Consider the following 18,560-nt stretch of genomic DNA (forward strand, 5'->3'; position numbering starts at 1 on the left):
CTTGTAAATGGTGAGAAAAACGCTTAAGCTTGAGATAGTTCAATTAGATCAGACTCTTTTCTATTTAAATTACTTACAACTTGAGTCTAGTCTAATTGGACTTTTTTATTAACTAAAACGATTTAACTAGCACCACGCGTTTAGTTATATATTTTTCTATAAAAAGATTTATTTTTCAGTTATTGAATATTTAAATAATGTTTCGATAGTCTATTTACATGCTAAACGGTCATTATGATGCTTTGATTTAACCAATTCTTATGCTAATTATGATCAAAAAATTATTCATCATCAATGATCAAGACCAGATAGTGCAAAAAATTAATTCTAAGGTCAGAAAAGGCACTCATCATCTCAACGTTATCCTTCTACTAATTCTCTAACTATATTGTAGTTACTTGCATCATCTGAATCAGAAATATCTGCACTAGCTTTTCTCTCATTTTTATTTACTCTTTATTTTTTGCGCTTTCAATCTTATCTTTTAAATCCAAAGCTTTTTCATAAATAAAGAAACCAATTACACATGTCAATATATCACTAATTGCTTGAGACCAAACAATACCGTGATAGCCCAGCGTCATCTTCATCAATTCTAGAATCACAAAATAAATCACACCTTGTCTAGCGATTGCCATAATAAAGGCACCCCAAGCATTACCAACAGATTGGAAAACAGTTGTATAAACCAATACGATTCCTACTACAGGCGTAGTAACAATCGTAGCTAACAACATGTAACTACCAGCACTAACAATATCCGGCTGATTCATGAATAATGCTGTGACAGGACGGGCAAAAACAATTAATAATCCACCAACAATTACCGCATATACAACTTGAACTAAAATATCAAAGCGAAGAATATCTCTAAGCCGCCGCCAATTCTGAGCACCATAGTTGTAGCCTAATAAAGGTTGTGCACCAAAGGCAAAACCAACAATCACCAAAATCACAATTCCATATATTTTTTGTGTAATCCCCATTGCAGCGACCTTATCAGCACCATAAATTGCCAGTGACGAATTCAATAAAGCCATGCCAAAGCTTTGAGCAAAATTAGTAATTGATCCAGGAATACCGATTGCTACTACTTCCTTGATTGATTCAGCATTAATTTTAATTAACTTGGGATCTAGAGTAATGAATCTTGCTTTTTGCAGAATCATAATTACTAAAATCAAGTCAGTTACAACATAACCTAAAATATTGGCAATTCCTACTCCTGTAGCACCCCACTTTAAAACAAATAAAAAAATTGGATCTAAAATGATAGCTAAAATAGTTCCTGTCATTGTGGCAATCATCGCCTCAACTGCCAATCCCTCTGTTCGAATTAAGTTCTGTGGAATAAGGCTCAGAATAATAAAGACTGCTCCAATGGAAAGCACACGATAAAAATCAGCTGCATCGCTATAAGTTGCCGCTTTTGCTCCTAATACGGTTAAAATAGGATGCTCAAAGATTAGCAAGATTACTGTCAAAAGCAGCCCAGTAATCGCTCCACCATACAGACAAAAACTGCTGATTCTTTTGCTGAGCTCGTATTTTTTCTCACCAAATAAGCGAGAAATAACTGACGAACCACCTAAACCAAAAATGTCGGCAATAGCTATTAAAAATGTAAAAAGTGGCGCACCGATCGTAATTCCTGCAACTAGATTAGTATCGCCTGTTTTGGCAACAAACATTGTATCTGCCAGATTATAAATCATGGTAGTGATCATACCCAAGACTACAGGTAACGATAATTTAAAATAAACTTGCTTAATTGGTGCCTTTGCAAATAATTCGTCCATTTGTTTGCCTCAAAAGAAAAAGCAACCTAAAAAATTATTTGGGAGTTATCCTCATGATTCTAGGTCACTTATGTTACTTGATATTCATGTATTATATGTTAATTTAAACAAATTCTTTGATTAGATGCAATGGCGTTTTTAATTCGGTAAGTGTCATTGTTTTTTGTTTATAGCCTCAGAGAAATCTCCATCTATGCTAAACTATTACCAAAATATTTGAGGGAAATTACTATGCAAATTAAAGAAATCAGTAAACTTAATCAACCAACTGAGCAAGAACTTTTAACCATCTGGGAAAGCAGCGTCCGCGCCACACATAAATTTTTAAACAATGATGAAATCTTGCAAATACGCAACTATGTACCACAAGCGTTTAAACAAGTGGAGCATTTATTAATCATTATCGATCATGAACAAATTAAAGGCTTTATGGGAATCAATGACCAAAAAGTTGAAATGCTCTTCATTGATGCGCAAACACGCAGCAAGGGATATGGCAGCAAATTATTGAATTACGGTATTCAAGAGTTAAACATTGATGAATTAGCTGTCAATGAACAAAACCCACAAGCAGTTGGCTTCTATGAACATCTGGGATTAAAGGTAGTTAAACGCTCTGAAACGGATGATCAAGGTAATCCTTATCCAATTTTGAAAATGAAATTATTTAACTAAATATTTTTAAGTAATATTATTTGCCTAATAATATACTCTTCTATATTATAGAAGACGCTGCTGATACGGATGTATAACGGACTGATAATCCTTTCCGTAAATTACCTGTAAGTCAGATAAGGCGAACAGCAAGGATACCTGCTGTTTTCTGAATCTTGGAGATATTCTTATCAGAGATAGGTCCAAAAGACTTTCTGCCAGGCGATGGTAGTCAATGTATTTCAGCGTAAGGCTTTTTCTGAGCTGGCAAGCACAATAAGTTGATGTGAAAATCAGCTTGCATCAGGGTTTTTGACCTAATAATTAAGGCGGAAAACTTAATTGGAACCTCAATGTAATGACCAACAAGCTTGTTTGCTGTGACGTATGCGATCAAAAGCATGCTATAACAGGTCAGAAAAGAACGAGTAGCTTAATCGGCAAGATTAAATGATACTATTAGGTACAATATATAGAACGCACATCAAGTGAAAGTTTACGGTAAGCAATCCGTTTAGGACATTTGGTAGGTTCTTTGAACCCAACGCAAGAAAGAAGCAGAAATAGCTAATCTGTGGGCGGTCTTGTTATCCTATGGCTGAATAAAGAAAAGTATGAAAAGCATATTTTTCTAACGTTGGATGCAAAAATGATTAGTTGCTAATAACAACCAGTAGCATTAATTAAAAGGAGACCGGTTTGTCTATGAAGACAGCTGGTCTCTTTTTAATATTCTAATTATTTTACTGTATTATCACCTGACACTGTGTGCATCACTAAGTGACTGCCATTTATCTCCTTACCTACCTGTGCATGAGTTGCCTTACCACCAAAGATTGAATTATCACCGACTACAGTCTTCAAATCACATTGATCCACTTCAATATTTTCAGCCAAATTATCACCTGAAGTCGTTGCCACATCAAGATCATCAAGAATTTGGCTATCTTTAATGGTAAAGTCACCGCTAACTAGCTTAATCTTACCACGATTTAGCAATACCTTCTTTAATTTAATATCACCTGAAGTTTCAGTTATTGCAACTTCATCTACTTTTACTTTCTTCAAATGAAGATCACCACTAAGAGCAGTAAATGTTAATGTCTCTAACTCAACTTGTTTTACAACAGTGTCACCACTAGTCAACTTCAAAGTAGCGTTAACTAATTTATGTTCTACCGGCACTGTAACTTTTAATGCACCAATATCATCTTGACTCACAATACTGATTTCAACATGCTTTCTTTTCCAGAATTTACCATTCTTGCGTTCAACCTTAGGTTCTTTTAATTCAAGAGTTTTACCCGCATTAGTTACAATCGGCTTCTTATCTTCTGGACCGTGGTAATGTACCTCGAACTGATCACCACCAACCAATGTAAAATCAATATCTACTAAATCAACGCTTAACTTGTCAAAGCTATCATTACTTAAAACTTCATCAACAATTTTCACTTCATTGTCTTCATTTTTGTCAAAAAACATTTTCTTTCTCCTCATTTTTACCTTTTAGCTATTATTCTTATTTTTCTTTAAGTTTACTATCATATTACTATTTTTCAACCGTAATTTACTAAGTGGTCAAAATTTGCGGCTGAAATGCAAAAATAGACAACTTAAGTTTTAACTTAAGTCGTCTATCCTTCATCCTAAAATTTTCTTTTTCAATTCGTCTAAACGATCAATTTTAAACGTGAACGCCTGTATCCCTAATTCACTTGCAGCTTTGGTATTATTTCCCAAATCATCAACAAATAAACATTCTTCTGGGTTTAAATCATATCGTTTTAACAAACATTGATAAATCTGCTTATCAGGCTTCATCATTTTTTCCTGTGCAGAAAAGACAAAACCATCAAAATAATCACCCATCGAAGAATTTTTAACAAAGTTAGCAAATTCCATCCCTGTATTAGACAAGGCGTAGATATGATAGCCTTGCTTTCTTAGTTGATCCATAAAACGAAAAACAGGTTCATAGAAATCTACATTTTCAGGCCAAGTTGTCATAATTTGCTTAACCTTCTTCTGCAGCTCAACAGGTACCCGACTAATAAAAATCTTAGTCGCCTCTTTTTCATCGATTTTTCCTGCATCAATTTCAGACCATTCTTTTGATTCAAAAATCGTTTTTCTCAATAAATCATGTTCTTCTGATGTTAATTGATAATGATATAAAATTTCATCAGGATTGTAATTCATAATGACGTTGCCAAAATCAAAAATAATATTTTTTAGCATAAAATGTCCCTTCTAATACTTTTAATTCACATCTTAATTTTATGCTTTCTTGTATCACTGCGAAAGAAAAATAAAAATTGACTTTTTCTTTTTATCAAATAAACACAGGATAAGTGAAGTCATTAAATCTTTTAGCCAAGAGCATTGTAATAGACACATAATACAGTGTAATGATTATTATCAATTACATAAAAAGGATGATGATTTTGAATAAAAAAGCATTCAGCCTAGACGGCAATCAATTAAAAACTTTAGCAGTTGTGTTTATGATCTTTGATCATATCTACAGCTATCTTCTATTGGATATTCTACCAAATTGGTGCAGTTTAATTGCTCGCTTCGTTGCTCCACTTTTCGTTTTCATGTTAATTGTTTCCCATGACCCTAGCATTGCATATACTGCATAAAAGTCATTGCCAGTAAACTTTTCAAGATGCGTTTTGTCTTTGCCAAATTCATCCTTACCTGTCTCAGTAGCATTTTGATATTTTATAAAAGTATCTTTTAGACTATTTGCATCAATCTTCAATTTATTAGCTAGTTCAACAATTGAATTGGCATGTACATATACTTGGGGATTTTCTTCTATACTTTTCACTTCCATGCTTGTACATTTCCGTTGTTAAATTCAAGAAATTATATGGTGCCTCATTAGAAAAACGTTTGCCATTCTCATCAATTAACATTGTTTTTGAATAATCAGGTACAGTATTCCAAGTGATAAATAATTGTGGGGCAAAATCAATCGTTCCATTCTTATAAACATCATTATTTGAAAACTCTGCATTAACAGCCTTCAGTAAACTATAACCATCACCAGTATTGGCAGGACTAGCTTCGTTAAAGACATGAACCTTAGCAACAGATGGTGTGACCTTATTAAGAAGATCATCCTTTTCATAAGAAGCACCGCCTGTGGCAATTACTACAGCTTTAGCACTAATAGTAAATTCACCTGCTGAATTTCTCACTTGCAACCCTGATACTTTGGTTCCATCATCTATTATTTTTGTAACCCGACTGTTCAAATAAAACCCGCCGCCATGTTCTTTAATGTAATTAGCCAGCATTTCTGCTAAATGTGCGCCATTAGTGAAATTAGCAATAATAATTGGACTATCAGAAAAAATACTTACTTGCGAATTTGTTAAGGCTACTAAATCATCAAATGTTTTTCCAGACTCTTCTAACAATTGTTTTAAGAATTTTTGATCGTGCTCCTTAGTTGCATTTTTATTAACATGATCGACAAAGTTCAATAACCTTATCATTGTCGGTAGCTATAATTACAGTCGCATTATTAATTTGCTGCTTTAATCCTTCTTCACTCGGGTAAACACCCCAATGCCAGTCGGGACTATAATCATCCGTTTTTTGATCAAGACAAACTTGTTTGTAAAAAGCACAAATTTGGCTTAAATCTTGAACAGTAGCAGTTCTTATTTGCAAAAAAATTCCCCTTCTATTCTATAGTTTTCGATTATAACAAAAATGCATCCCCTTCCCAAGTAGGATGTGGACGCATTCATTTAATCTATATTTTATTCATCAATCTCAGGGGCCTTGCCGATTTGAGCTTGCATCATCCAGATTCTCTTTTCAATATCTGTATGGCATGACGTTAAGATATCATTTGAGCCATAGTCGCCTTCCTCGTCACTTACCTTGATTCCTTCTTCATAAAGGTGCTCCAAATAACGATAACCAGCAATGATAGTCGCAAATCTTTCTCTAGTTGAAATTCCCCATTCGCCAGGATGAGCTTCGATCTTAGTATGATCAAGCACTTCCTGTAAGCTTGAATATGGTGACCCATCAATGGTAATCAATCTTTCAGAGATCAAGTCACGTTGTTCATCAAGTTCATCCATTACCTTGTCTAAATATGGGTGCAATTTTAAAAATTCAGGTCCACGCATATACCAATGTTGTTGGCGGACAACCATCATTAATTGAGTAGTATCAGCAACAGCTTGATTTAATATTTCTTTGGTTTTAGGATACTTCATAAATTAGCCCTCTTTCAATTAGTAACTTAACTTTATATAACTATTATATATTTTGTTATCGCTTTCATCAAATTATATGTTTTATGTAATAAAAAATGTGCCCGAACAAGCACATTTTTAAGTAAGTTTAAAAGAAAATTTTACTCATAATAATCATGAATACCAACAAACAAGTTGAGCTAACTGCGGCAGCCCCAAAGACTGAACCGCCACGCTTAAAGATTACCTTGAAGTTAACGGAAATTCCCAATGCAGCCATTGCCATCCCTAAAAAGACATATGCTGCTTGCACTAAGAAGTCTAAAGTCCGCGCAGACATTGGTAAAAATGTACCAATAATACTAGTTAAGATAAATCCACCCAAGAACCAAGGAATTGGTAATTTCTTCGGTGCTCTAGTATGTTCTGCTTCACTTTCCGTAACCAAACGCTTTTGGTACCAATAGCCCACAATTAAAGCAATCGGTGCTAAAAGTAATACACGAGATAACTTCATAATTAGAGCGCTATCCAAACTGACTTCACCAAAAGCACTTCCCGCTGCAACCGCATGAGCAATTTCGTGTAAAGATCCACCCGCTACTACTCCATATTGTGTATCAGTTAAGCCAAGAAGCGGTTTGAGCACGATTTCAAGTAATGTAAACACCGTTCCCATGACACAAACAACAGCCACCGCTAGAACTTCGTTTTCTCTTTTTCTTTCTTCATCGCTTGTCTCGATTTGTGGTGACACGCCCATAACGGCAGCTGCACCACAAACTCCACAACCACAAGCCGACAAAATAGCTAACTCATCTTCAGCACCAAACTTACGGCTAAGCCAATAAGTAAGCACAATTGTTCCACTAACTGCCAGCGCCGCAACCAGTATAGTCTTAACTCCTGCATCAGCCAACTTAGTCAAATTGAGTCTAAATCCTAACAAGATAATCCCTAATCTTAAAAACTTGTTGGAAATAAAACCCATGCCAGCTTTCGCTTCAGCTTGTACGCTCTGAGGCGTTATTTGCAATGCAATCCCTAATAACAATGCAATTACCAATGCCCCGATTAAGTTTACGTATGGCAATTTAGCCAAGAAAATTCCTGCTACAGAACAAAATAAGGTCATCGCCGTAGCTAACCAGAATGATTTAGTTTTAATTATGTTTGTCAACAAAAATCCCTCCATATGTGATCTGTTTAATTTGACAAACACAACTCCCTTTATGATGATAGTAATAAGTATACTATTATTTTCTATTTTTGACAAGGTAAATTGTTAATAAATTCACATTAACTAAAAATAAAATATTTTGGCATTATTTAGTTAAGTAGGTTATAATACTTTTGTTACGGAGTGTTGGCAGAGTGGTAATGCACCGGACTCGAAATCCGGCGAACCAAGTTTTCCTTGGCGCGCAGGTTCAAATCCTGTACACTCCTTTTGTCAATATGTGGAAAAGACCAAGTGCAATGCTTGGTCTTTTTTATCTTAGTCATTTTTTAATATTTAAATGCTATACTTGCTAATAGCACATTATTTAAAGATATAGAAAAGAGATTATATATTATGTGTACTTCAATTATTTTCAGTCCACAAGATCACTATTTTGGACGTAACCTCGATCTTGAGATTACTTTCGGCCAACAAGTTGTAGTTACCCCACGCAATTATGCTTTCAACTTCCGCAAGATGCCTGAAATGAAGCATCATTATGCTATGGTTGGTATTGCACTTGATGCTGGTAATTATCCGCTCTACTTTGACGCAGCTAATGAAAAAGGTTTAGGCATGGCAGGACTTAACTACCCTGACAATGCTACCTACTATGATGAAGTTGCCAATAAAGACAACATTGCTTCATTTGAATTTATTCCCTGGATTCTGGGTCAATGCGCAACTGTAGCGGATGCTAAGGTATTACTTAAAAAGATCAACATTGTTAACCTTAATTTCTCTGACAAGATGCAGGCATCCCCACTTCATTGGTTAATTGCCGATAAGACAGGTGTTTCAATTGTCGTTGAAACCGATAAAGATGGAATGCACGTTTATGATAATCCTGTCGGTTGCCTGACTAACAATCCTCAGTTTTCATGTCAATTATTTAATTTAAATAATTATGCTGATGTTTCACCTGCAATGCCTAAGAACAACTTTTCAAAAGGGGTCAATATGAATGGCTACAGCCGTGGGCTTGGTTCACGCAATTTGCCAGGTGGGATGGATTCAGAATCGCGCTTTGTTCGTGTAGCTTTTAACAAGTTCAACGCTCCTGTTGGTAAAAGTGAGGAAGAAAACGTAGACAATTACTTCCATATTTTGCATTCTGTTGAACAACAAAAAGGACTTGATCAAGTTGGTCCTAATTCATTTGAATACACTATTTACTCTGATGGTACCAACCTTGACAAAGGGATTTTCTATTACACTACTTATACTAATCAGCAAATTAATGTCGTTGACATAAACAAAGAAGACCTCGATGCTAAGGAATTAATCAAGTATGATATGTTAACTAAGCCAACATTTAATCACCAAAACTAAATAATTGAAAAATAATGTTAATTTTATTTAAAGATTAGCATTATTTTTGTTTTTCCGGTTAAAATAGATTGTACTTATATAGTAAGTGGGGATTTTCTTATTAATGAATAATTATTTTGTACTGCTACTGTCTGCGGCAGTTTTGCTCTGGCTTATTTTTAATATCAAAAATTCACGTCGTTTCAATCTATTTGATCACTGGCTTCACCACCAATTGGTCAAACGTCATGATGGCTACAACTGGCAGGTTATCGCTTTTATTAATGATCCTAAACTAATGGTCGTTTGGGATGTATTATTAGCAGGCCTACTTTTAAACGAACAACGAAATCTAACCGCTCTTTGGGTATTAGGAACTCTAGGATTTGCTGACATTTCTGGTATTATTCTAAAAAAACTTATTCGGCGCAAGCGACCATTATTACATTCCGATAAAGAAGATGGCTATAGCTTTCCCAGCGGTCATGTTTTAGGTGCCACAACCATGGGCTTAATCGTACTACAACTATTTGCCAAAGATCTTGGAACCGGATTTGTTATTGCCGTAGTAGCTATTTGGGCAATGGTAATTTTCTCTCGTTTAAGTTTAAAGGCCCACTATCCTTCTGATGTTCTTGGTGCTACTAGTTTAGCAATCGTTTGTTTCAGTATTTCGCAGCAACTATTTTTAGCGATTTAAAAAGGATCACGTTCAGCACTTGAGCGCGATCCTTATTTTTTATTCATGAAAGCCTACCATAATGCCGCCTTCTTCAGCATAGAAACTACATAAACCATGCATTGGACGAATAGTAATTTGAGCTTCAGGGTATTCCTCCAATATTTTATTTTTAATTATTTCTGCATCTTTTTCATTTTCGCAATGATCGATTATCACTTCGCCACCGTGATAATTATCTTCCTTCATATACTTGATAATTTCACGGATGGCCTTTTTCATTCCACGAGCCTTAGTAAGTGGCTCAAGTTTTCCTTCTTTACTTGCTGTTCCGATCAAGTTGATTTTGAGCAAACCTGCGATTTTGGCTACAGCTGGTGAAACACGACCGTTTAAAGATAAATTATGTAGTGATTGCAAAACAAAAAGCAAATGAGTCTGCATTCTAAACTTAGCAATTGCTTCTTCTAGATCTACAAAGCGCATTTCACCTTGCAGCATTTTCTCAATACCATGGACTATGATTGCTAGCTCAGGTCCCGCACTTCTTGAATCAACTACTATAATTTTACTCAAGGGATGTTTTTCCTCATACATTGCTTTTGCCTGAAGGGCTGAAGAAAAAGTGCCACTCATCCCGCTGGTCATTGTGACGATAATCGCTTTTTCTGTTCCTTCAAGTGCGTCAAGCCATGCTTGAATACTTGGACAAGTTGTTTTGCCTGCCACATTATTTTGGTTCATATTGGACAAAAATTCCTTCATATTCAAATCTTGATTATCAAGGTAGTCCTTACCACCAAAAGAAATTGTCAGAGGCACTACTTCCAAATTACGCGCCGGATCATTATTCATATTGGCACTTGAGTCAACAATTAATTTAATATTTTCCATTTTAGATTCCTTATTTTTTGTATTTATTTTAATACATATATTATAGTCCTTTGATATAGAGTTTTTTAGACTGCTTTACTAATTTTTAAAATGTAAACCGCTTTCATATGTTTACACCGTCACAAAGTTAGGCTAAAATTTGAGATGTAAAGCGGAGCAAAAATTGTTCCGTATGGTATGAAAAACATACCATAATTTTTGAGGAGGTTTATTAATGCTCAAATCAGTTATTGAAAATGTACACGCACTTGAAATTTTCGACTCACGTGGTAACCCAACTGTTGAAGTTCACGTTACTCTTTCAAACGGTGTCGTAGGTAAGGCTGAAGTTCCATCAGGTGCTTCAACTGGTGAAAACGAAGCTGTTGAATTACGTGACGGTGGTTCACGTCTTGGTGGTAAGGGTGTTTCAAAGGCTGTTAACAACGTTAACACTGAAATTAACGATGCTCTTAAGGGTATGGACCCATACAACCAACCAAAGATTGACAAGACCATGATTGACTTAGACGGTACTCCAAACAAGGGTCGTCTTGGTGCCAACGCTATCTTAGGTGTATCTATGGCTGTTGCAGTTGCAGCTGCTAACGATGCTCACCTTCCATTGTACAGATACCTTGGCGGTACTGATCTTGAAATGCCACAAACTTTCCACAACGTTATCAACGGTGGAGAACACGCTGACAACGGTATCGACATTCAAGAATTCATGATCACTCCAGTTGCTAAGACTTCATTCCGTGACGGTTTCGAAAAGATCGTTAACGTATACCACACCTTGAAGAAGGTTCTTGAAGACATGGGTTACGAAACTGGTTTAGGTGACGAAGGTGGTTTCGCTCCTAACATGAAGAACTCAGAAGAAGCTTTGAAGGCTCTTCACGAATCAATCATCAAGGCTGGTTACAAGCCAGGTGAAGATATCGCTATTGCATGTGACTGTGCTGCTTCATACTTCTACAACAAGGATGATCACAAGTACCACCTTGAAGGTAAGGTTCTTACTGATGAAGAATTAGCAGATTACTACGACAAGCTTTTGGACGAATTCCCAGAATTAATTTCTATGGAAGACCCATACGACGAAAACGATGTTGACGGTATGGTTAAGTTCACTAAGAGCCACAAGGACCGTATCCAAATCGTTCTTGACGACTTCATTTGTACTAACCCTGCACTTTTGACTAAGGCTATCAAGGAAGGTGCTGGTAATGCTTCACTTATCAAGTTGAACCAAATCGGTACTGTTACTGAAACCCTTGAAACTATTCGTCTTTCACGTAAGAACGGTTACAACACTATGATTTCTCACCGTTCAGGTGAAACTGGTGACACCTTCATCGCTGACTTAGCTGTTGCTGTTAACGGTGGTCAACTTAAGACCGGTGCTCCAGCTCGTTCAGAACGTGTTGAAAAGTACAACCGCTTACTTGAAATCGAAGAAGAACTTGGCGATGGTGAACGTCTTGCCTTCTTCCCAGACGATGTTGATCACGATTAATTTCGAGTTAACCGAGTACAATTTCAAAAAAAGCATGAGAATTAATTTTCTCATGCTTTTTTGCTTACTCATTTAATCTTTATTTTACTAATTGACTAAAGATTTTATTCAGAGATGTATCTTTAACTACTTTAACTACAATTGGGTTGCCATTCCTAGACTGATCAAGCAAGATAACCAGCTTATCAGATTTAAGGCAGAATAAGTAAGTATTGTGCCAAGATTTAAAGTCATCATTAGCAATTGCCAGCACATTATAATCATATTTTGCCTTGCCCGTTGGACTGTAGCCTATCTTAATTGACTTTTTATTCAAAACAAACCGATTAGTTGCTAGCACTCCAGGATAAGTTGCACCATTTTTGGTCTTTAAATTCTTTTTCCCATCATAAAACTGATAGGTCTGACCGGACTTTTTACCCCAGTTATTGACTGCAGTCTTTAACTTGGCTGTCTTAGCTGTATTCCAAATTACAACAGCCGACTTTTTAGTCTTATTTTTCTTATTCTCTTTGATTTTCTTTTTCGAGTCTTTTTTAGGCTTAATCTTCTTGGAACTTGAAGATTGTACCTTGGCAGATTTAGCCTTTTTTACGTTTACTGTTTTCTTATTTTGTTTTACTTCACCAATCGTCACTGCATCTTTACCAAAATGTACTTGACTACAACCCGTCAAAGTCACAGCTAAAGTGACTGCAGCAATACTTACAAAAATTTTTCTATTCATAAATAGCTCCATTTGTTATTTCTTATGTCTATTATCACACAAAACCTCCCTCTTTAACCGCTGTTTAAACAAAAAAAGAACTAATTTTCACATTAGCTCTTTTTAATTAATAAATTGTAACTTGATAACGATTTGAACGATCCGTTGCTTCCGGTTTTTCTCCAATCTTGCCAACCGGCACGATGACACTCGTCTGAAAGGCAGGATCAATCCCCAGCTCCTTCTGCAATTCGCTGTCATCATTTAATCTAGCTGCACCGCCCATTACATAAACTGAGCCAAGACCTAAGTCTGTCGCCTCAAGCATAATGTTCTCTGCACCACAGGATGCATCCCGCTCGCCAAACATGCTGTCTTTTTTAGTATTAATTATAAATAATACTGGGGCATGATAACACGCATTATCGGTCTTCGTCTCAATCTTGTCGCGCAATGCTTCATCTTTAACAACCACCAAGCTCATTACATCTGTCTGATGCATTCCACAAGGAGTCCGTTTGAAAAGCAGCAATTAGACTCTTAATCTCATCGTCCGAAATAGATTCACTGCTAAAGTTTCTAACAGCTCTCCGATTTGTAAAAATTGAATTAACCATATATGCCTCCGTTTTTACTTTACATGCCTATTTTAGCATTCAAGATTTTATTGACAACGTTTTCATTAATAATTATGATGGTGGTAAAAAGTATAGATTTTTATGAGGTGAATACATAATGAATTTAGCAGCAATTGATATTGGTGGTACAACGATTAAACTCGCAACTTGGAAAGACGGCAAATTACAGGATAAACATGCCGTTAATACGCCAAAGGATTTAAATATTTTTTACGATATTTTGACTGCAGAAGTTAATAAAATTAAACAAAATACCAAAATAAAAGGTGTGGCAATCTCTTCACCAGGTGCAGTTGACCAAAAAAATGGCATTATTGGTGGTTCTTCTGCCCTTCCATACATCCATAACTTTAAAATCGTTGACGAATTAAAAAAGCGTTTTGAATTACCTGTTTCTATAGAAAATGATGCCAACTCCGCTGCGTTAGGCGAATTAGCAGAAGGTGCTGGCAAAGGTAGTGACAGCATGGCTTTCTTTGTTATTGGTACAGGTATTGGTGGTGCCATCATTATTAATCAAAAAGTCTGGCATGGCGCTCACCTATTTGGTGGTGAATTCGGTTACATGAGCATTGGTACAAAATCTGTTAGTGATCTGGCATCCCCAGTGGCAATGGCTAACCGCTATAACGAAAGAACTGGTAAAAAACTTGATGGTAAAACAGTCTTCGCTTTAGCAGACGAAGATGATCCAGTAGCCAGCGATGAGCGTCAAACCTTAATTCATTCCCTAGCCTTAGCAATTTACAACGTTCAGCAAAGTTTTGACCCTGACAAAATTGTAATTGGCGGTGGCATTTCTAATAATCCAGAATTAATTCCGTTATTGAATCGCGAAATTGACTATATTCGCAAACAAGTCAATCCAGCAAGTATTAAACCTGAAATTGTGCTTTGCAGTTTGAAGAGTAATGCAAACTTACGTGGCGCAGTTGCAGATTTTGAACAAGCACATTAAATTTTGATAATTATTTAATTCCGTTAAAAGCCCGCTGTGATGGGCTTTTTGTTTTGTATTTATAAAAAGTATATATTTTTTATATAAAAAGATATTTATTTTTGCATGAATTATGCTATACTTATTTGTGTAAAAAAATGAAAGCACTTACAGAGGAGAGAGGATCTAGATGACTGACCTGCTACTGACAATACTAGTGACTGGCATGTAGCAATTGATGAATATCATAGATATGACGAAGACCTCAACTTACTGAAGGACATGAACATGAACATGTATCGTATTCAAATTTCATGGTCTCGTGTTTGTCCTGATGGAGACGGCGACTTCAATCAAAAAGGTATTGACTTCTATGATCGATTAGTTAATGCAATGCTTAAACGTGGCATTCAACCAATGATCTGTCTTTACCACTTTGATATGCCGCTTAATTTAGCCAAAAAGTACAACGGTTTTATGTCACGGCACGTAGTTGACGCCTTTGTCCGTTTTGGTAAAAAAACGATCGATCATTTCAGTGATCGAGTGAAATATTGGATTGTCTTCAACGAGCATAATCTATATTTCCAAGATGAAGTTTTTAATATTTCAGGTTACGAATCTGGAGATAAAAGTTTGGATGATATGTACACTATCTTCCACCATACGATGATGTGTCATATTCAATTAGCAAATTACATCCACGAAAATCACTCAGACGTAAAAATTGGTGGAATGCTTGCTTACCAACAAATTTATCCAGCAACGGGTAAACCTGAAGACGTTTGGGCAGCAAAGCAAGTACAAGAGTTTTTAAACTTTAATATTTACGATGCTGACACCGGCTGCGGCTATTCACCAGAAGTAATGCAATATGTCAAAAATCATGGCATTCAAATGGACATTACAGATGAAGATAAAGAAATTATGAAGAAAGCTAAAGCTGATTTCCTAGCATTTTCTTACTATTCATCCTGGGTTTTATCTAGCGATAAAATTCCTGATGGTGAAGCTCCTAACCATTACCTTAACAAGGGCGGAGTTGAGTCCAAATATGTTAAGACAAACGATTGGGGCTGGGCAATTGATCCACTAGGATTTAGGAATGCAATTACTACAATGTACAACTACTACCGTATTCCTATTTTCCCTATTGAAAATGGTATCGGCCTCAAGGAAACTTGGGACGGTGAGCATATGATTGAAGATGATGAGCGTATTGCTTATCACCGCGACCATATCAAAGCAATGAAAGATGCTATTTTTGATGACGGCGCCAAGGTGCTTGGTTATCTTGGCTGGGGATTAATTGATATTCCAAGTTCTCATGCTGATATGGAAAAACGCTACGGTGCTGTTTACGTCAACAGATCAAACCACGATTTAAAAGATTTAAAACGTGTGCCTAAGAAATCATTCTATTGGTTTCAAAAGGTACTTAAAGATAATGGAGATGAATTATAATGACTGATCAAAAACAATCTGGGTTCAGTAATTTTGTGAACAGCAAAATTCTGCCACCCATTATGAAATTTGTTAATACTAAAGCTATTGTTGCTTTACAGAATGGTATGATCTATACTTTGCCATTCATTATTGTTGGTTCTATTTTCTTAATTTTATCCAACATCCCTATTCCAGCAGTGGCTAATGCAATTAATGCTTCTGGTTGGGGGGGCAATTTTCAATCAAGCCTACACCACAACTTTTAACGTTATGGCACTTTGGGGCTCAATTGGTATTGCTTATATTTATGTTAAAAATGAAGGCTATGAACCATTAGCTGGTGGGCTTACTGCATGTGCTTCCTTCTTAATGCTCCAAACTTTAGCAATCGACAGCCCATTAAAAGCCGCTTTAACTTCCGGTATCAATAACGGTCAAATGAGCGGCAAGGTGGTTGCTGAAAATATTGATAAGTTACCTCATGCTTTACAAACATTTTTGGAAGCTCCTGTAACTGGTGTTATCAACATCAATTGGCTTGGTGGTGACGGTATGATCGCTGCCATTATCGTAGGTTTGATTGTTGGTTGGGCTTACTCAGCAATGATGAAAGCTGGTTGGACTATTAAGCTTCCTAAGCAAGTTCCACCTGCAGTATCTAACCAATTTACTGCTATGATTCCAGCTGGTGTAATCTTAATTGTTACTATGCTTATCTTCGGTGCATTTAATAACTTTGCACACACTGACTTCTTACAATGGGTATACAAAACCATTCAATCACCATTACAAGGTGTATCAGATTCATTTGGTGGTGCAGTTGTTATCGCTTTCTTAGTGCCATTCTTCTGGTTCTTCGGTGTTCACGGTGGTTTGATTGTTGGTTCCATTGCTGGTTCACTTCTTCAAGCAAACTCATTTGACAACGCTCAATTATACAGAGCCGGCAAATTAACTATTGCCAACGGTGCTCACGTTGTTACTAACGAATTCTACAACAACTTTATTAACTTAACCGGTTCTGGTATTACTATCGGTTTAGTTATCTTCATCTTAATTGCTGCTAAATCAGCACAAATGAAATCATTAGGTAAATTGGAATTAGTACCTGGTATCTTCAACATTAACGAACCATTCCTCTTCGGTATGCCTATCGTTATGAACCCATTCCTTGCAATTCCATTCTTCTTAACTCCAATTGTCGTAGCTATCTCTACTTACTGCGTAATCAGATTTGGTATTGTTCCACCATTAAATGGTATGGCTGCACCTTGGACTACGCCAGCTGTTATTTCCGGATTCCTAATCGGAGGTTGGAAGATGGCCATTTGGCAAGCATGTACTCTAGTAATTTCTACTTTGATCTATTGGCCATTTGCTAAGAAGTATGACAATATCTTACTTAAACGTGAACAAGCAAACGAAACTAAATAATAAAAGAGGTATTTAAAATTGAATAATGAAGAAAAAATTGTAAATGAATTTGATCGTGACGGTCATCATTATAAAATTGGCGTCAAAGCCGATGGTCAAGTATCTGTATACTTAGATGATGAAACCAAAGCTCATCATGGATATCACTTCCCTGGTGTTATCCAAATCCCTAAAGGAATTGAAATTGATGGTCAAATGGTTTTACGACTCCCTATTGACTGTGATGATGCAATTGATCAAGGTATTAAAGATTTGAAATAATTCATAAAAAGAGACGTTGTTAGGCTATAAAAATAGTAAAATAATGTCTCTTTTTTACTAAAGTATAGACTTTGCTATATAATAAAAATATAAATCTAATATAGAAATAGAATGGAAAAACATGGCAAAGGCAAAATATCTAGAAGTAGCAAATGAATTAAGAAAAAGAATTAAACAAGGCATCTACAATAAGCAAGAGCCTCTTCCCGATCAAGAGACATTTGCTCAAGAATTTAATGTCAGTCGCTTAACTGTCAAAAAAGCATTTGATGGTCTTGAACGACAGGGTCTGGTTTATAAACAATCCGGACTTGGCACCTTCGTTACTGGAGAAATTCCAATTAAGGAAAAAGTTGATGCTCCAGCTAACGCATTCATTGGTTTAAGAAATCAAATGGGTAAAGATGCCATTAAGAGTCAAATTATTCATTTCTCTGTAGAGTTTCCTGATGAACAAATGCAAAGAAATCTTGAAATCAAAAAAACAGAACCGATTTATAATATTGTTCGTTTAAGACTTTATAATGATAAACCACTTACCCTTGAGCATACTTACATGCCGGTTAAATTAATTCCTGATCTTGATGAAAACATTTTGCATAAATCAATTTATGATTACATCCATAAGAATCTTAATTTAAAATTTGGACACGCTTATCGTAAGATTCGTGCTAATAAAGCAGACGAATATGATCAAAAATATTTAAATGCCAAAAAAGATGATCCTATTCTTGAATTAGAACAGATTATTTGGCTTACTAATGGTCAACCTGTCGAATATTCTGTCAGCAAGAATCGTTACGATACCCGTGATTATGTATTGTTAGATAATAATCGTTTTTAGAGGTA

Annotated in this window: 17 protein-coding genes, 1 tRNA gene and 3 pseudogenes; 11 read left to right on the plus strand and 10 right to left on the minus strand. The window is 35.9% G+C overall.

What is annotated here, in order from left to right; all coding sequences use genetic code 11:
- Positions 1 to 449: 449 nt before the first annotated feature.
- Positions 450 to 1,799 (minus strand): MATE family efflux transporter, encoded by a 1,350-nt coding sequence (locus CP366_RS05410; protein ID WP_089147638.1) that lies wholly within the window; start codon positions 1,797 to 1,799, stop codon positions 450 to 452.
- A gap of 231 nt (positions 1,800 to 2,030) precedes the next feature.
- Here CP366_RS05410 and CP366_RS05415 point away from each other — a divergent pair, with 231 nt between their 5' ends.
- Complete coding sequence (locus CP366_RS05415; RefSeq protein WP_089147639.1) at positions 2,031 to 2,474, plus strand: GNAT family N-acetyltransferase; 444 nt, start codon at positions 2,031 to 2,033, stop codon at positions 2,472 to 2,474.
- Positions 2,475 to 3,191: 717 nt separating this feature from the next.
- Here CP366_RS05415 and CP366_RS05420 read toward each other — a convergent pair.
- Positions 3,192 to 3,938 carry a DUF4097 family beta strand repeat-containing protein gene (locus CP366_RS05420; protein ID WP_089147640.1) on the minus strand — a complete coding sequence of 249 codons (747 nt, stop codon included), beginning with the start codon at positions 3,936 to 3,938 and terminating at the stop codon, positions 3,192 to 3,194.
- A gap of 159 nt (positions 3,939 to 4,097) precedes the next feature.
- Positions 4,098 to 4,694 (minus strand): HAD family phosphatase, encoded by a 597-nt coding sequence (locus CP366_RS05425; protein WP_089147641.1) that lies wholly within the window; start codon positions 4,692 to 4,694, stop codon positions 4,098 to 4,100.
- Between the two features lie 266 nt (positions 4,695 to 4,960).
- Here CP366_RS05425 and CP366_RS11150 point away from each other — a divergent pair, with 266 nt between their 5' ends.
- Complete coding sequence (locus CP366_RS11150; protein ID WP_369441013.1) at positions 4,961 to 5,101, plus strand: hypothetical protein; 141 nt, start codon at positions 4,961 to 4,963, stop codon at positions 5,099 to 5,101.
- 135 nt (positions 5,102 to 5,236) lie between these two features.
- On the opposite strand, the gene CP366_RS05435 is transcribed toward CP366_RS11150, so the two are convergent.
- The 4 genes from CP366_RS05435 to CP366_RS05450 form a co-directional block, all read right to left on the minus strand.
- Entirely contained in the window at positions 5,237 to 5,953 is a 717-nt protein-coding gene (locus CP366_RS05435) for an FAD-dependent oxidoreductase (protein WP_223876147.1), read from the minus strand.
- Positions 5,931 to 6,143, minus strand: coding sequence for a hypothetical protein (locus CP366_RS05440; protein ID WP_013086213.1), 213 nt, complete (start codon positions 6,141 to 6,143; stop codon positions 5,931 to 5,933). The genes CP366_RS05435 and CP366_RS05440 overlap by 23 nt, the downstream gene beginning before the upstream one ends.
- Before the next feature lie 92 nt (positions 6,144 to 6,235).
- Positions 6,236 to 6,703, minus strand: a complete 468-nt coding sequence (locus CP366_RS05445; RefSeq protein WP_013086212.1) for a DNA starvation/stationary phase protection protein — start codon at positions 6,701 to 6,703, stop codon at positions 6,236 to 6,238.
- Between the two features lie 127 nt (positions 6,704 to 6,830).
- Entirely contained in the window at positions 6,831 to 7,877 is a 1,047-nt protein-coding gene (locus CP366_RS05450) for a YeiH family protein (RefSeq protein WP_052006240.1), read from the minus strand.
- Between the two features lie 165 nt (positions 7,878 to 8,042).
- On the opposite strand from CP366_RS05450, the gene CP366_RS05455 reads away from it, so the two are divergent.
- From CP366_RS05455 to CP366_RS05465, 3 genes are all read left to right on the plus strand, one after another.
- Positions 8,043 to 8,131 (plus strand) — tRNA-Ser (locus CP366_RS05455).
- 127 nt (positions 8,132 to 8,258) lie between these two features.
- The gene (bsh, locus tag CP366_RS05460) at positions 8,259 to 9,236 is read left to right on the plus strand and encodes a choloylglycine hydrolase (protein WP_089147642.1); all 978 of its coding nucleotides are present in this window, start codon (positions 8,259 to 8,261) and stop codon (positions 9,234 to 9,236) included.
- 103 nt (positions 9,237 to 9,339) lie between these two features.
- Positions 9,340 to 9,915 carry a phosphatase PAP2 family protein gene (locus CP366_RS05465; protein WP_089147643.1) on the plus strand — a complete coding sequence of 192 codons (576 nt, stop codon included), beginning with the start codon at positions 9,340 to 9,342 and terminating at the stop codon, positions 9,913 to 9,915.
- Positions 9,916 to 9,954: 39 nt separating this feature from the next.
- Here the strand turns inward: CP366_RS05465 and CP366_RS05470 are convergent, their stop codons facing one another.
- The gene (locus CP366_RS05470) at positions 9,955 to 10,788 is read right to left on the minus strand and encodes a DegV family protein (RefSeq protein WP_061204631.1); all 834 of its coding nucleotides are present in this window, start codon (positions 10,786 to 10,788) and stop codon (positions 9,955 to 9,957) included.
- A 214-nt stretch (positions 10,789 to 11,002) separates the two neighbouring features.
- On the opposite strand from CP366_RS05470, the gene eno reads away from it, so the two are divergent.
- The gene (eno, locus tag CP366_RS05475; RefSeq protein ID WP_005718938.1) at positions 11,003 to 12,289 is read left to right on the plus strand and encodes a phosphopyruvate hydratase; all 1,287 of its coding nucleotides are present in this window, start codon (positions 11,003 to 11,005) and stop codon (positions 12,287 to 12,289) included.
- A 79-nt stretch (positions 12,290 to 12,368) separates the two neighbouring features.
- Here eno and CP366_RS05480 read toward each other — a convergent pair whose 3' ends face one another.
- Positions 12,369 to 13,016, minus strand: a complete 648-nt coding sequence (locus CP366_RS05480) for a DUF4767 domain-containing protein (protein ID WP_089147668.1) — start codon at positions 13,014 to 13,016, stop codon at positions 12,369 to 12,371.
- Between the two features lie 106 nt (positions 13,017 to 13,122).
- A pseudogene (locus CP366_RS05485) lies at positions 13,123 to 13,612 on the minus strand (nitroreductase family protein).
- 118 nt (positions 13,613 to 13,730) lie between these two features.
- On the opposite strand from CP366_RS05485, the gene CP366_RS05490 reads away from it, so the two are divergent.
- From CP366_RS05490 to CP366_RS05510, 5 genes and pseudogenes are all read left to right on the plus strand, one after another.
- Positions 13,731 to 14,591 (plus strand): ROK family protein, encoded by an 861-nt coding sequence (locus tag CP366_RS05490; RefSeq protein WP_065990390.1) that lies wholly within the window; start codon positions 13,731 to 13,733, stop codon positions 14,589 to 14,591.
- 177 nt (positions 14,592 to 14,768) lie between these two features.
- Positions 14,769 to 16,034: pseudogene (locus CP366_RS05495) on the plus strand (glycoside hydrolase family 1 protein); the annotation flags it as partial.
- Positions 16,034 to 17,450, plus strand: a pseudogene (locus CP366_RS05500) (PTS sugar transporter subunit IIC). The pseudogenes CP366_RS05495 and CP366_RS05500, both read left to right, overlap by 1 nt.
- Positions 17,451 to 17,468: 18 nt before the next feature.
- Complete coding sequence (locus tag CP366_RS05505) at positions 17,469 to 17,711, plus strand: hypothetical protein (protein WP_013437702.1); 243 nt, start codon at positions 17,469 to 17,471, stop codon at positions 17,709 to 17,711.
- Between the two features lie 121 nt (positions 17,712 to 17,832).
- On the plus strand, positions 17,833 to 18,555 hold the full coding sequence (locus tag CP366_RS05510; protein ID WP_057726970.1) for a GntR family transcriptional regulator: 723 nt from the start codon (positions 17,833 to 17,835) through the stop codon (positions 18,553 to 18,555).
- Positions 18,556 to 18,560 lie beyond the last annotated feature (5 nt).

The sequence above is a fragment of the Lactobacillus sp. UMNPBX15 genome (assembly GCF_002553785.1).
GTDB classification, from domain to species: Bacteria; Bacillota; Bacilli; order Lactobacillales; family Lactobacillaceae; genus Lactobacillus; species Lactobacillus crispatus.

Coding starts and splice junctions, on each gene's coding strand:
- CP366_RS05410 (WP_089147638.1), bottom strand. CDS start 1,799: ATGGACGAATTATTTGCAAAGGCACCAATTAAGCAAGTTTATTTTAAA.
- CP366_RS05415 (WP_089147639.1), top strand. CDS start 2,031: ATGCAAATTAAAGAAATCAGTAAACTTAATCAACCAACTGAGCAAGAA.
- CP366_RS05420 (WP_089147640.1), bottom strand. CDS start 3,938: ATGTTTTTTGACAAAAATGAAGACAATGAAGTGAAAATTGTTGATGAA.
- CP366_RS05425 (WP_089147641.1), bottom strand. CDS start 4,694: ATGCTAAAAAATATTATTTTTGATTTTGGCAACGTCATTATGAATTAC.
- CP366_RS11150 (WP_369441013.1), top strand. CDS start 4,961: ATGATCTTTGATCATATCTACAGCTATCTTCTATTGGATATTCTACCA.
- CP366_RS05445 (WP_013086212.1), bottom strand. CDS start 6,703: ATGAAGTATCCTAAAACCAAAGAAATATTAAATCAAGCTGTTGCTGAT.
- CP366_RS05450 (WP_052006240.1), bottom strand. CDS start 7,877: ATGGAGGGATTTTTGTTGACAAACATAATTAAAACTAAATCATTCTGG.
- bsh (WP_089147642.1), top strand. CDS start 8,259: ATGTGTACTTCAATTATTTTCAGTCCACAAGATCACTATTTTGGACGT.
- CP366_RS05465 (WP_089147643.1), top strand. CDS start 9,340: ATGAATAATTATTTTGTACTGCTACTGTCTGCGGCAGTTTTGCTCTGG.
- CP366_RS05470 (WP_061204631.1), bottom strand. CDS start 10,788: ATGGAAAATATTAAATTAATTGTTGACTCAAGTGCCAATATGAATAAT.
- eno (WP_005718938.1), top strand. CDS start 11,003: ATGCTCAAATCAGTTATTGAAAATGTACACGCACTTGAAATTTTCGAC.
- CP366_RS05480 (WP_089147668.1), bottom strand. CDS start 13,016: ATGAATAGAAAAATTTTTGTAAGTATTGCTGCAGTCACTTTAGCTGTG.
- CP366_RS05490 (WP_065990390.1), top strand. CDS start 13,731: ATGAATTTAGCAGCAATTGATATTGGTGGTACAACGATTAAACTCGCA.
- CP366_RS05510 (WP_057726970.1), top strand. CDS start 17,833: ATGGCAAAGGCAAAATATCTAGAAGTAGCAAATGAATTAAGAAAAAGA.